Here is a 14,396-nt window from a genome sequence, read left to right on the forward strand (position 1 = left end):
ATGTTTCTGAGCGCTGAAGATTTTGCCACCGTAGTGAGCGCCACCCCGCTTATCTCAATCGATCTTATCGTCGAAAACCAGGCGGGTGAGTTCCTGCTGGGTTTGCGGACCAATCGCCCTGCAAAGGGCTATTGGTTTGTGCCGGGCGGCCGCGTGCAGAAGGATGAAACCCTGGCTAATGCGTTTATGCGCCTGACGGAGGCGGAACTGGGTACCGCCTTCACCCTTGCAGACGGTGAGTTTTACGGCGTCTGGCAGCATTTTTACGGCGATAACTTCTCCGGAAAAGATTTTACGACGCATTACGTGGTGCTCGGCTTCCGCCTTCGGGTGGACGATAAGCAGCTGAACCTGCCGGCCGAGCAGCACAAAGCGTACTGCTGGCTGACGCCGGAAGCGCTGCTCAAGCGGGAAGACGTGCACGATAACAGCCGCGCTTATTTCATCAGGCAGGGCAAAGGCAAGGTACCGGGCTTATGAAAATTCTGGTCTACGGCATTAACTATTCACCGGAGCTGACCGGCATCGGCAAGTACACCGGTGAAATGGTGGAGTGGATGACCAGCCGGGGCCATGAGGTGCGGGTGATCACCGCGCCTCCTTATTATCCGGTCTGGCGCGTTCACCCGGACTACTCGGCGTGGAAATATAAAAAAGAGCAGGGGAAAGCGACCGTCTGGCGCTGCCCGCTGTATGTGCCGAAGCGGCCTTCGACGCTGAAGCGCCTGATCCATTTAGGCAGCTTCGCGCTGAGTTCATTTTTCCCGCTTCTGGCCCAACGTAGCTGGAAGCCAGACCGCGTGATTGGCGTAGTGCCGACGCTGTTTTGCGTACCGGGAATGCGCCTGCTGGCAAAACTGAGTGGGGCGCGTACGTTGCTGCACATTCAGGACTATGAGGTGGACGCGATGCTCGGCTTGGGTATGGCTGGGAAGACGCCTGGAAAAATTGCTCGTCTGGCTCAGCGCTTTGAAAAAAGCGGGCTGCACAACGTCGATAACGTCTCAACTATTTCTCGCTCAATGATGAATAAGGCCACCGAGAAAGGCGTCGACCCACAGCGGGTGATTTTCTTCCCTAACTGGTCTGAAGTGGCGCGTTTCCGTGATGTTGATCCTGAGCAAATCCAGGCCGTGCGCCAGGCACTTAACCTGCCGGAAGATAAAAAAATCATTCTCTACTCCGGCAACATCGGTGAAAAACAAGGCCTGGAAACGGTGATTGAAGTGGCGGGCCGGTTCTCTGAAAGCCCGTACCTGTTTGTGATTGTTGGCCAGGGCGGCGGCAAAGAAAGGCTCGAAAAACTGGTGCATGTTCACGGGCTGAACAATGTGGTTTTTCACCCGCTACAGTCCTACGAAGCGCTCCCGGCGCTGCTTGGCCTGGCCGACTGTCATCTGGTCATCCAGCGTCGCGGGGCAGCGGACGCCGTACTGCCTTCAAAACTGACCAATATCCTGGCCGTAGGCGGCAATGCGGTGATTACCGCCGAGCCGGAAACCGAGCTGGGCCAGCTTTGCGAAGCTTATCCGGGGATTGCGGTTTGCGTAATGCCTGAGTCCGCAGATGCGCTCGCGGCGGGCATTGAACGCTGCCTGCAGCTGCCACAAAACAACACGACGGCACGTGAATATGCCGAACGCACGCTCGAAAAAGAGAACGTGTTAAGCCAATTTATTGCTGCTATTTCTTCATAAAAGACGGGGATAAATGATGAGTCAGTCACAACTCTATCCGGTGATCATGGCGGGCGGGAACGGCAGTCGCCTCTGGCCGCTGTCCCGCGTGCTGTACCCCAAGCAGTTCCTCTGCCTGAAAGGGGATCTGACCATGCTGCAAACCACCATCAATCGCCTGAACGGGGTAGAGTGCGAAAGTCCGGTGGTAATTTGCAATGAGGAACACCGCTTTATCGTCGCCGAGCAGCTGCGCCAGCTAAATAAACTGACCGAAAATATCGTGCTGGAACCTGCCGGGCGCAACACGGCCCCCGCCATTGCGCTGGCCGCCCTGGCCGCGCTGCGTAATCAGCCGCAGCAGGATCCGCTGATGCTGATCCTTGCCGCCGATCACGTTATCCAGAATGAAGAGGCTTTCCGGGAGGCGGTGCGCTGCGCGATGCCTTATGCCGAAGCAGGCAAGCTGGTGACCTTCGGTATCGTTCCGGACCTGCCGGAAACGGGCTACGGCTATATTCGCCGTGGCGCCGTGTCTAACCCGGAAAACGGCGTTGATGCGCTGGCCTTTGGCGTGGCGCAGTTCGTCGAAAAACCTGACCTTTCTACCGCGCAGGCCTATGTTGCAAGCGGCGAATACTACTGGAACAGCGGCATGTTCCTGTTCCGTGCCGGACGCTATCTGGAGGAGTTGGCGAAGTTCCGCCCCGACATTCTGGCCGCCTGTGAAAAAGCGATGGCGGGCGTTGATCCGGATCTGGATTTTGTTCGCGTGGACGAGCAGGCATTCCTGGATTGCCCGGATGAGTCCATCGACTACGCGGTAATGGAAAAAACCGCCGATGCGGTGGTGGTGCCGATGGATGCAGGCTGGAGCGACGTTGGTTCGTGGTCTTCGCTGTGGGAAATCAGCGCCAAGAGCCCGGAAGGGAACGTACATCACGGCGACGTCATCAGTCACGAAACCGAAAACAGTTACATCTATGCCGAATCAGGCCTGGTGACTACCGTTGGCGTAAAAGACCTTGTCGTGGTGCAAACCAAAGATGCGGTGCTGATTGCCGACCGTGACCACGTGCAGAACGTGAAGAAAGTGGTGGAGCGTATTAAAGGTGACGGCCGCCACGAGCACCATAACCACCGTGAAGTTTACCGCCCGTGGGGGAAATATGACTCCATCGACGCCGGTGAACGTTACCAGGTGAAGCGCATTACCGTTAAACCGGGCGAGGGGCTTTCGCTGCAAATGCACCATCACCGCGCCGAGCACTGGATTGTGGTGGCGGGCACCGCCAAAGTCACGCTGGGGGATGAGGTCAGGCTGCTGGGCGAAAACGAGTCGGTCTATATTCCGCTCGGAGTGACTCACTGCCTGGAAAACCCCGGCAAAATCCCCCTCGACCTGATTGAGGTTCGCTCCGGTACCTATCTGGAAGAAGACGACATCGTCCGTTTCCAGGACCGCTACGGACGCATTTAATTCCTGACTAAAAAACATACTCCATGGGCCAAGAACCCGTGGGTTGGGTAACTGTTGCCCGAAGGAGCGAAATCATGCAGCAACTGACCTGTTTTAAAGCCTACGACATCCGCGGTCGCCTGGGCGACGAACTGAATGAAGACATCGCCTGGCGCATCGGCCGCGCCTACGGCGAGTACCTGAAGCCGAAAACCATCGTCCTCGGCGGCGACGTTCGTCTGACCAGCGAATCGCTGAAACAGGCGCTGGCGCGTGGCCTGCAGGACGCGGGCGTGGACGTGCTGGATATCGGCCTGTCCGGTACCGAAGAGATTTACTTTGCCACCTGGCACCTGAACGTGGACGGCGGGATCGAAGTGACCGCCAGCCATAATCCGATGGACTACAACGGCATGAAGCTGGTGCGTCAGGGCGCTCGCCCAATCAGCGGCGACACCGGCCTGCGGGACGTGCAGCGGCTGGCGGAAGCCAATGATTTCCCGCCGGTGAATGAGGCGGCGCGCGGCAGCTACCAGAGAGTGTCGGTGGTGGAAGCCTACCTTGACCATCTGTTCTCCTACATCAACGTCGGCCACATCAAACCGCTGAAGCTGGTGGTTAACTCCGGCAACGGCGCGGCGGGCCCGATTGTCGACGCCATCGAAGCCCGTTTTAAAGCACTTGACGTACCGCTGACCTTCGTGAAGGTGCACAACACGCCGGACGGCAATTTCCCGAACGGGATCCCTAACCCCCTGCTGCCGGAATGCCGCGCTGATACAAGCCATGCGGTGATTGAGCACGGGGCAGATATGGGCATCGCCTTTGACGGTGACTTTGACCGCTGCTTCCTGTTCGACGAGAAAGGGCAATTTATCGAGGGTTACTACATCGTGGGCCTGCTGGCGGCGGCGTTCCTCGAAAAACAGCCCGGGGCGAAAATCATTCACGACCCGCGCCTGGCGTGGAACACGGTGGATATCGTCGAGCGTGCGGGGGGCAAACCGGTGATGTCGAAAACCGGGCATGCGTTTATCAAAGAGCGCATGCGCGAAGAGGACGCCATTTACGGCGGCGAGATGAGCGCGCACCACTACTTCCGCGACTTTGCCTACTGCGACAGCGGGATGATCCCATGGCTACTGGTGACCGAACTGCTTTGCCTGAAGGGCAAAACGCTGGGCGAACTGGTGCGGGACCGCATGGCGGCGTGGCCGGCCAGCGGGGAGATCAACAGCAAGCTGGAAACGCCGGCAGAGGCCATTGAGCGGGTACGTGCGCATTTCGGCCCGCACGCGGAAGAGATTGACCACACGGACGGCATCAGCATGGCGTTTGGCGACTGGCGCTTCAACCTGCGCAGCTCTAATACCGAGCCGGTAGTGCGCCTGAACGTGGAGTCTCGCGGGGATGAGGCGCTGATGCAGGCGCGAACGCAGGAAATTATGGCTTTGCTGAACCAGTAATCTGCCGCATCCGTGTGTTTTAACCCTCACCCTGGCCCTCTCCCTGGAAGGGAGAGGGGAAAATCAGGAGCCAGAACTTCCTACTCTCTCCTGAAGGGCGAGGGGATAAGGTTCCAGTAATTACCCGCTCTCCCATGTGGGGAGAGGGAATAGCCAAGCCCAGGTTATTTCCTCCCTCTCCCCCTTGGGGAGAGGGTTGGGGTGAGGGGGAAAACACCGATGCGACAACTTTCAAAGGTAAAACGATGACAAATCTAAAAAAGCGTGAGCTGCCAAAAACCAACGCATCGTTGATCTCTATGGTGCAACGTTTTTCTGACATCAGCATCATGTTTGCCGGGCTATGGATAGTTTGCAAGGCTAATGCTTTGCCCTTTCTCTACATGCATTTGCTGATGGCTTTATTAACCCTCGTTGTATTTCAGATGATCGGTGGGATGACGGATTTTTACCGTTCATGGCGTGGGGTGAAAATCTCCAGTGAGCTCTTCCTGCTGCTGCAGAACTGGACGCTGAGCATAGTTTTCAGCGCTGGGTTGCTGGCTTTTAACAGTGATTTTGATGGTTCTTTCTGGGTGTACCTGGCCTGGTACGGTTTGACCGGCGCGGGGATGGTTATCTGCCGATCGTGGATCCGTTTTGCCGCAGGCTGGCTGCGTAACAAAGGCTTTAATACGCGCCGCGTTGCCATTGCCGGCTCTTTGCCCGTCGGACAGGTGCTGGCGCAAAGCTTCAAGAATGAACCGTGGCTGGGCTTTAACGTACTTGGGGTTTATGACGACGAGCCGCCTGCGGGATCGCTGGTTAGCTACATTGGCAACTTCAATACGCTAGTGACCGATGCCCGTAACGGCCAGATAGATAAAGTCTACATTGCGATGGAGATGAGCCACGAATCCCGAATTAAAAAACTGGTGAGCGAGCTGGCGGATACCACCTGCTCCGTACTGCTGATCCCCGATGTTTTCACCTTCAATATCCTTAATGCCCGTACCGAAGAGGTCAACGGCGTGCCGGTTGTGCCGCTGTTTGAAACGCCTTTGAGCGGCTTTAACAGCGTGCTCAAACGGCTGGAAGATATCGTGCTGTCCACTTTTATTCTGCTGCTGATTTCCCCGGTTCTGCTGTGCATCAGCCTGGCGGTGAAACTGACTTCGCCGGGGCCGGTTATCTTCCGCCAGACCCGCTACGGCATGGACGGCAAGCCAATCAAAGTGTGGAAATTCCGCTCCATGAAGGTCATGGAAAACGACGCAGTTGTTGTGCAGGCCACGAAAGGTGATTCGCGCATTACGCCGGTGGGAAGTTTCCTGCGCCGCACTTCTCTCGACGAACTGCCGCAGTTTATCAACGTGCTGCTTGGCGGCATGTCCATCGTCGGTCCTCGCCCCCATGCCGTGGCCCATAACGAGCAATATCGCGCATTAATCGAAGGCTACATGCTGCGCCACAAGGTTAAACCGGGCATCACCGGCTGGGCGCAAATTAACGGCTGGCGCGGGGAAACGGACACGCTCGACAAGATGGAGAAGCGCGTCGAATTTGACCTGGAATACATTCGCGAATGGAGCCTGTGGTTCGACATCAAGATCGTTTTCCTGACCGTTTTCAAAGGCTTTGTTAACAAAGCGGCATACTGACCGGAACCCAACATGAGCCTGAGAGAAAAAACCATCAGCGGTGCAAAGTGGTCCGCGATTGCAACGGTGATCATTATTGGTTTAGGGCTGGCACAGATGACGATTCTGGCCAGAACCATCGATAACCACCAGTTTGGCCTGCTGACTGTGTCGCTGGTGATCATCGCCCTGGCCGACACGCTGTCTGATTTTGGTATCGCCAACTCGATTATTCAGCGTAAAGAGATAAGCCAGCTGGAGCTGACCACGCTCTACTGGCTGAATGTCGGGCTGGGCGTGCTGGTGTGTATCGCGGTGTTTTTACTGAGTGGGGTGATTGCAGGCGTGCTGCATAACCCGGATCTGTCGCCGCTGATTAAAACGCTGGCCTTTGCTTTTATCGTTATTCCTCACGGGCAGCAGTTTCGCGCCCTGATGCAAAAGGAGCTGGAGTTTTCGAAAATCGGCTCAATTGAGACGGTGTCCGTGCTGGTGGGGTTCAGCGTGACCGTCGCGGCAGCAATGTATTACCCGTTCGCCATCACGGCCATCATCGGTTACCTGGTGAATACCGTTGTTCGTACCTCGCTGTTTGGCTTCTTTGGGCGCAAGATTTACCGCCCTGGTTTCCATTTTTCCCTGAAGTCGGTGAATTCAAACCTGAAGTTTGGTGCCTGGCTGACCGCCGACAGCGTGATCAACTACGTCAACACTAACCTTTCCACACTGGTGCTGGCGCGCATTCTCGGCGCCGGCGTCGCCGGTGGCTATAACCTGGCTTATAACGTGGCCGTCGTGCCGCCGATGAAGCTCAACCCGATCATCACCCGCGTGCTGTTCCCCGCGTTTGCCAAGATCCAGGACGATACCGCGAAGCTACGGGTGAATTTTTATAAGCTGCTGTCGATTGTGGGCATTATTAACTTCCCGGCGCTGCTGGGGCTGATGGTGGTCTCCAATAACTTCGTCCCGCTGGTGTTTGGGGAAAAATGGCAGTTCATCACGCCTATCCTGCAGCTGTTATGTGTTGTTGGCCTGCTGCGTTCCATCGGGAACCCGATCGGTTCGCTGCTGATGGCAAAGGCCCGCGTGGACATCAGCTTTAAGTTCAACGTGTTCAAAACCTGCCTGTTTATTCCGGCGATTATTGTCGGCGGCCAGGTAGGCGGGGCGCTCGGCGTCACGCTAGGTTTTCTGTTTGTTCAGGTGGTTAACACCGTCCTCAGCTATTTCATCATGATCAAGCCGGTGCTGGGCTCCAGCTACCGGGAATACATCCTCAGCATCTGGCTGCCTTTTTATCTGTCGCTCCCCACGCTGATTGTCAGCGCAGGGCTTGGCATGGCGCTGAACGGTCATCTGCCGCTGGCGGCCATGCTTGGCGTGCAGGTAGCGGCCGGGGCTGCGGCTTTTATTGTGATGATTATTTTGTCCCGCAATGCGCTGGTTGTTGAACTGAAGCGGCAGTTTTGCCGAAGCGAACGTTTGAAAGCGTTGCTTCGCGCTGGCTAAGAACAACGAAGCGGTAAAAACCTGCTTTTCCCGTTTCGTCATAAATTTAGAGGTCAATATGAAGTTACTTATTCTTGGCAACCATACTTGCGGCAACCGCGGCGATAGCGCCATTTTGCGCGGATTGATTGATGCCATTACCACGCTTGATGACAGCGTTCATGTCGATGTGATGAGTCGCTATCCGGTGAGTTCTGCCTGGCTGCTTGGGCGTCCGGTTCTGGGCGATGGGCTGTACAAGCAAATGAAACAGCACAACAACGCTGCCGGTCTGGTCGGGCGGGTGAAAAAAGTCCTGCGGCGGAGATATCAGCATCATGTGCTGGTGGCGAAAGCGACCAACACCGGTCGGCTGCGTAATATCGCTATCCCGCAGGGGTTCATTGATTTTGTGAAATCCCTGCAGGAGTACGACGCGATTATTCAGGTGGGCGGATCTTTCTTTGTCGATCTTTATGGCGTCACGCAGTTTGAACATGCGCTGTGCAGTTTTATGGCGCGTAAACCGGTTTATATGGTCGGGCACAGCGTTGGTCCGTTCCAGGATCCGCAGTTTAACCAACTGGCGAACTACGTCTTTGGGCACGCTAAGTCCCTTATTCTGCGCGAAACCGTGAGCCTCGAGTTGATGAAACAAAGTCAAATCGACACCAGCAAGGTTGAACAAGGCGTCGATACGGCGTGGCTGGTGGCGCAGCATGAAGAGGACTTTGTGCCGGGTTATGCGGTTAAGCACTGGCTTGGCGTGATTGCGGGCAAGAAAACCGTGGCGATTACGCTGCGCGAACTGGCGCCGTTTGATAAGCGGCTGGGCACCACCCAGGAAGCTTACGAAAAGGCCTTTGCCGAAGTGGTGAACCGCACCATTGAACAGGGTTATCAGGTGCTGGCGCTCTCCACCTGCACCGGCATTGACAGCTATAACAAAGATGACCGCATGGTGGCGCTCAATATCCGGCAGTACATTAAACAGCCGGACGATTATCACGTTGTGATGGACGAACTTAACGACCTTGAAATGGGCAAGATTTTTGCCGCCTGCGAACTCACGGTAGGGACTCGTCTTCATTCGGCCATTATTTCAATGAACTTCGGTACGCCGGCTATCGCCATCAACTACGAGCACAAATCTGCCGGCATCATGCAGCAGCTTGGGATGCCAGAAATGGCCATTGATATTCGCCAGTTGCTGGACGGTTCTTTGCAGGGCGTTGTCGCTGATGTGCTTGGGCAATTACCGACGATTAACCCACGGCTTGCGACGGCGGTGAGCGCCGAGCGCGCAAACGGCATGAAAATGGTGGAATCGGTGCTTGAGCGAGTCAAGGAGGGGACATGAAGGTTGGTTTCTTCCTGCTGAAGTTTCCGCTGGCTTCGGAGACTTTCGTGCTGAATCAGATCACCGCTTTTATCGACATGGGCTACGAGGTTGAGATTGTTGCTCTGCAAAAAGGCGATCTGACCAATACCCATGCGGCGTTTAAAAGCTACGGACTTTCGGAAAAAACCGTCTGGTTGCTCGATGAACCAGAAGGTAAAGTCGGCAAGCTGCAAAGCCGTGCGTTGAATACGCTCCGTGGTGGCCTGCGGAGTAGAACCTGGCGAGCCTTGAGTCGTGCCAGGTACGGCGATGAAGCCCGAAATCTGATCCTCTCCTCAATTTGCGGCCAGCAGAAAAGGCCGCTAGAAGCCGATGTTTTTATCGCTCACTTTGGTCCGGCAGGTGTTACGGCCGCAAAGCTTAAGGAGCTTGGCGTGCTCAACGGCAAAATTGCCACGGTGTTCCACGGCATTGATATCTCGCACCGGGATGCGCTGGCTCACTATACGCCGGAGTACAGGCAGCTGTTTGAGCGTGGGGATTTGATGTTGCCCATCAGCAACCTTTGGGCCAGCCGTCTGAAGCAGATGGGCTGTCCTGAGAGCAAAATTGCGGTATCCCGGATGGGCGTGGATATGGATAAGTTTTCTTTAAGGCCCATGAAAACGCCGGGCTCGCCGCTGGAGATTATCTCGGTGGCGCGTCTGACGGAAAAAAAAGGGTTACATTTTGCCATTGAAGCCTGCCGCCTGCTCAAGGCGCGCGGCGTGGCATTTCGCTACAACATCTTGGGTATTGGCCCCTGGGAGCGTCGTCTGAGGACGCTGATTGAGCAACTGCAGCTGGAAGACGTAGTCTTTATGCCGGGTTTTAAGCCGAGCCATGAAGTGAAAACGATGCTGGACCAGGCCGACCTGTTTTTGCTCCCTTCTGTCACCGGCGAGGATGGGGACATGGAAGGCATACCCGTGGCGCTGATGGAGGCCATGGCGGTTGGCATTCCCGTAGTCTCTACCGTGCATAGCGGTATTCCTGAACTTATCGACGCTGACGAATCGGGTTGGTTAGTACCGGAAAAGGACGCGTTTGCCCTTGCCGACACGCTACAGGCCGTCGCTTCCGTATCAGAAAGCGACCTGCAATTGATGCTGGACCGGGCCAGAGAGAAAGTCGCCAGTCAGTTTAATCAGCAGGTTATCTACCAGCAGCTTGCCCGTCAGCTTCAGACGCTATAACTCATTGAATCTTATGCTGAGGACTTATGTTGAAAAGCAAGCCACTGAAGCACACCTCTTTCTCTGCATCTCGCCGCAAACTGATCGCCGCAGGCTCTGTGTTAGCGGCGACATCCCTTATTCCCGGCACGGTAAAAGCTATTGGCCGGGGAACACAGGTCAACGTCAAAGATTTCTACCAAGCCGACTGGATCGCCGCGTTTAAGCAGGCATTTGCCGCAGCGGATGTTGTTGAAGTCCCGGCGGACGTTGTCTGTGACAGCATTAATACCGCGATTTTTATGCCACAGGGCAAAACGCTTCATGTGGCCGGCGGGCTGAAAGGTAACGGGAAAGGACGATTTGTACTGCAGGATAGCTGCCAGATAGTCGGGGAGGGAAAAGGGCGGTTTAACAACATTACGCTGGATGTGCGGGGATCTGACTGTACGATCAAGGGCATTGATATGAGCGGATTTGTCAATGTGGCGCAGATTTACATCGGTGGGAAAGATAACCGCACTATGCGTAATCTGACCATCGACAATATCACGGTACATGATGCCAACTATGCCATCCTGCGTCAGGGGTTTCACAATCGCATGGAGAATGTGCGCATCACTAACGGCCATTTTAGCCATCTTCAGGGAGATGCTATTGAGTGGAACGTGGCGATCAACGATCACGACCTGCTGATTTCTGACCACGTTATTGACAACATTAACTGTACTAATGGAAAGATTAACTGGGGGATAGGCATCGGGCTGGCGGGGAGCACGTACAACAACAATTATCCCGAAGATCAGGCGGTAAAAAACTTCGTCGTGGCCAATATCACCGGCAGTAACTGTCGGCAACTCGTCCATGTTGAGAATGGGAAGCATTTTCTTATTCGTAACGTAAAAGCGCGCAATATTAACCCGACTTTCAGCCGCACCGCCGGGATTGATAACGCGACCGTGGCGATATATGGCTGCGATAACTTTGTGATTGACGATGTGGATATGGTGAACAGTGCAGGGATGTTGATTGGTTATGGGGTGATTAAGGGGAATTATCTGTCTATTCCGCAAAACTTTAAGCTTAGCGATATTAAGCTCGATAATAGCGAACTGAGTAGCCCTTTACGTGGTATTCAGATTTCATCCGGCAATGCGACCTCGTTTGTGGCAATGACCAACGTCACCATGAAGCGTGCGACGCTTGAGTTTCATAACAAACCACAGCATCTTTTCATGCGTAATATCAATGTGATGCAACTTTCCACGACAGGGCCGGCGCTGAAGCTGAACTTCGATCTCCGTAAGGACGTGCGCGGCAAGTTCATGGCTAAAGATGACACGCTGCTGTCGCTGGCGAATATTCACGCGGTGAATGAAAAGGGGCAGAGCTCGGTGGATATCGACCGGATCGATCAACTTCACGTCAATAGTGAAAACCTTAATTTTACGCTCTCAAGAGTAAGTAAATAAAAATGCAACCCCTTTTGTGACAAATCTGAGCCAACAGGGGCCGAAATAGCGGTGCCAGCATATTTCGTTTGTACTTCTGTGGCGGTAGCATGAATCATTCGTTTAATAAATTCATGCTGGCATCAGAGCACGAAAAGACTATAATCTTCCAACCATTTAGAGGTGGGACTAAGAATGACTAATTTAAAAGCAGTTATCCCTGTCGCCGGTTTAGGCATGCATATGCTGCCTGCAACGAAGGCGATTCCTAAAGAGATGCTGCCTATCGTTGATAAGCCGATGATCCAGTACATCGTCGACGAAATTGTTGCCGCTGGTATCAAAGAAATCGTGCTGGTAACCCACTCTTCAAAGAATGCTGTTGAAAACCACTTCGACACGTCATACGAGCTGGAAGCCCTGCTTGAGCAGCGCGTTAAGCGTCAGCTGCTGGCCGAAGTCCAGTCTATTTGCCCTCCTGGCGTCACCATCATGAACGTTCGTCAGGCCCAACCGCTTGGGCTCGGACACTCGATACTCTGCGCACAGCCGATCGTTGGTGACAATCCCTTCGTTGTGGTGCTGCCGGATGTTGTGCTTGATGGTGCCACTGCCGATCCGCTGCGCTATAACCTGGCGGCAATGGTGGCTCGCTTCAATGAAACGGGTCGTACTCAGGTTTTGGCTAAACATATGCCAAATGAAGATCTGGCGGCGTATTCAGTGATTACCACCAAAGAGCCGCTGCAGAATGAAGGGCAGGTTAGCCGGGTGGTTGAGTTTGTTGAGAAACCCGATCAGCCGCAAACGCTGGACTCCGATCTTGCCGCAGTAGGGCGTTATGTATTGTCCGCGGATATCTGGCCACTGCTGGAAAAAACCGAGCCTGGCGCATGGGGGCGCATTCAGTTGACCGACGCTATCGCGGTGCTGAACGAAACTCAGCCAGTGGAAGTGATGCAGATGACCGGCGAGAGCTACGACTGTGGTAAAAAAATGGGCTATATGCAGGCGTTCGTCCAGTATGGGCTGCGCAACCATAAGGAAGGCCAGAAGTTTCGTGAAAGTATTCAGAAGCTTCTAGCTAAGGCATAAGTTCAGTTTTAAGTCGCTGTCAGGGAGGAGAGCGCGGTAAACGGTGGCATAGCGTTCAGTCTCAAGTAGAGGTTGAACGATGGGCCGCCGTTTTGCTTTATAAATAATCGATGAAATTCTATGCTTTCAAAGAGTTAGCATGTTTTAGGTTTGCTGTATAGACCAAAATTTTTCCTTGAGAATTGCTGCATGAAGGATGAAAATTGTAGCAATTTCCAACATAGCGTACCGAAGGTGTGCTATCACTAATTTTTTTACAGTGCACAGGTAGCTGTTGAGCCTGGGGCGGTAGCATGTCTTATTTGCTACTCCTCTGCCACTCTAAGATCCAGAGAGTCACCGTGACTCCCTCAGAAACGAACCGCATAACGTAGAGCTTTCTAATGAATAATATTTTACAGCTTATTGGGCGAAATAAAGAGCTATTCTCTCAGGATATATCAGTAAATGAAAAAGAACTGGCCCGAATCGTTTCAGAATCGCGTTTTCTAGTTTTGGGAGGAGCTGGCTCTATTGGTCAGGCTGTAACAAAAGAAATATTTAAACGCCATCCTAAAAAGTTACATGTTGTTGATATTAGCGAAAACAATGTAGTTGAATTGGTGCGTGATATACGCAGCTCATTTGGATATATCGAAGGTGACTTCCAAACATTTGCGCTGGATATTGGCTCTATAGAATATGATGCTTTTATCAAAAATGACGGTGAATATGACTACGTACTTAATTTATCAGCACTAAAACATGTGCGTAGCGAAAAAGATCCCTACACTTTGATGAGAATGATTGATGTCAATGTGCTTAATACCAATAAAACGATTGAACAATCTATTGCTTCAGGTGTTAAAAAATTTTTCTGTGTATCGACCGATAAAGCCGCTAACCCTGTAAACATGATGGGCGCATCAAAACGAATCATGGAGATGTTTCTGATGCGAAGCAGTGACAAGATCAATATCTCCACTGCACGTTTCGCTAACGTCGCATTTTCTGATGGCTCGTTATTGCATGGATTTGACCAGCGAATTCGCAAGCAACAGCCGCTTGTTGCACCAAGTGATATAAAACGTTATTTCGTAACTCCCCAAGAGTCTGGTGAATTATGTTTAATGTCGTGCATTTTTGGTGAGAATCGCGACATCTTTTTTCCAAAGTTGAGCGAGAGTCTTCACCTGATTACCTTTGCTGATATTGCCATACACTACCTTAAATTGCGTGGTTACGAGCCTTATCTATGTAAAACTGAAGATGAGGCACGAGAGTTAGCTAAGACACTGCCAGCGAAAGGCAAATGGCCTTGTCTATTCACTACCAGCGATACAACAGGTGAAAAAGATTTCGAGGAGTTTTTCACTGAAAAAGAGGTTTTAGACATGGCCCGATTTGAAAATCTCGGGATCATTAAAAATGAACCTTTGTACGATCAGGCGCTACTACAACATTTTGAAGAGCAGATCAAGAAATATAAAGAAACACTTGAATGGTCTAAAGATGACATCGTAGAACTTTTCTTTAAGATGATTCCTGACTTCGGACATAAAGAAACAGGTAAATATCTGGATAGCAAAATGTAATTAAGGTCT

Annotated in this window: 11 protein-coding genes; all 11 read left to right on the forward strand. The window is 53.0% G+C overall.

Going from position 1 to position 14,396, the window contains the following annotated elements; all coding sequences use genetic code 11:
* The 11 genes from CNE01S_RS13015 (at position 1) to CNE01S_RS13065 (ending at position 14,387) form a co-directional block, all read left to right on the forward strand.
* On the forward strand, positions 1-480 hold the full coding sequence (locus tag CNE01S_RS13015; RefSeq protein ID WP_061276594.1) for a GDP-mannose mannosyl hydrolase: 480 nt from the start codon (positions 1-3) through the stop codon (positions 478-480).
* Positions 477-1,697, forward strand: a complete 1,221-nt coding sequence (gene wcaI / locus CNE01S_RS13020; RefSeq protein ID WP_061276596.1) for a colanic acid biosynthesis fucosyltransferase WcaI — start codon at positions 477-479, stop codon at positions 1,695-1,697. Before CNE01S_RS13015 ends, wcaI begins: the two co-directional genes overlap by 4 nt.
* 16 nt (positions 1,698-1,713) lie before the next feature.
* Positions 1,714-3,156, forward strand: a complete 1,443-nt coding sequence (cpsB, locus tag CNE01S_RS13025; protein ID WP_061276598.1) for a mannose-1-phosphate guanyltransferase — start codon at positions 1,714-1,716, stop codon at positions 3,154-3,156.
* Between the two features lie 74 nt (positions 3,157-3,230).
* A complete protein-coding gene (gene cpsG, locus CNE01S_RS13030; RefSeq protein ID WP_061276600.1) occupies positions 3,231-4,601 on the forward strand; it encodes a phosphomannomutase CpsG in 1,371 nt (456 codons plus the stop codon).
* Positions 4,602-4,846: 245 nt separating this feature from the next.
* Complete coding sequence (gene wcaJ / locus CNE01S_RS13035; protein ID WP_061276602.1) at positions 4,847-6,241, forward strand: undecaprenyl-phosphate glucose phosphotransferase; 1,395 nt, start codon at positions 4,847-4,849, stop codon at positions 6,239-6,241.
* A 12-nt stretch (positions 6,242-6,253) separates the two neighbouring features.
* The gene (locus CNE01S_RS13040; RefSeq protein WP_061276604.1) at positions 6,254-7,732 is read left to right on the forward strand and encodes an MOP flippase family protein; all 1,479 of its coding nucleotides are present in this window, start codon (positions 6,254-6,256) and stop codon (positions 7,730-7,732) included.
* A gap of 58 nt (positions 7,733-7,790) precedes the next feature.
* Positions 7,791-9,071, forward strand: a complete 1,281-nt coding sequence (wcaK, locus tag CNE01S_RS13045; RefSeq protein ID WP_061276606.1) for a colanic acid biosynthesis pyruvyl transferase WcaK — start codon at positions 7,791-7,793, stop codon at positions 9,069-9,071.
* Positions 9,068-10,288 carry a colanic acid biosynthesis glycosyltransferase WcaL gene (wcaL, locus tag CNE01S_RS13050; RefSeq protein WP_061276608.1) on the forward strand — a complete coding sequence of 407 codons (1,221 nt, stop codon included), beginning with the start codon at positions 9,068-9,070 and terminating at the stop codon, positions 10,286-10,288. The genes wcaK and wcaL overlap by 4 nt, the downstream gene beginning before the upstream one ends.
* A gap of 26 nt (positions 10,289-10,314) precedes the next feature.
* A complete protein-coding gene (gene wcaM, locus CNE01S_RS13055) occupies positions 10,315-11,739 on the forward strand; it encodes a colanic acid biosynthesis protein WcaM (RefSeq protein ID WP_061276610.1) in 1,425 nt (474 codons plus the stop codon).
* 174 nt (positions 11,740-11,913) lie between these two features.
* On the forward strand, positions 11,914-12,813 hold the full coding sequence (gene galF / locus CNE01S_RS13060; RefSeq protein ID WP_061276612.1) for a UTP--glucose-1-phosphate uridylyltransferase GalF: 900 nt from the start codon (positions 11,914-11,916) through the stop codon (positions 12,811-12,813).
* 383 nt (positions 12,814-13,196) lie between these two features.
* A complete protein-coding gene (locus CNE01S_RS13065; RefSeq protein ID WP_061276613.1) occupies positions 13,197-14,387 on the forward strand; it encodes a UDP-N-acetylglucosamine 4,6-dehydratase in 1,191 nt (396 codons plus the stop codon).
* The last annotated feature ends 9 nt before the right edge of the window (positions 14,388-14,396 follow it).

It is taken from the genome of Cedecea neteri NBRC 105707 = ATCC 33855, from assembly GCF_001571265.1.
Lineage (GTDB): Bacteria > Pseudomonadota > Gammaproteobacteria > Enterobacterales > Enterobacteriaceae > Cedecea > Cedecea neteri.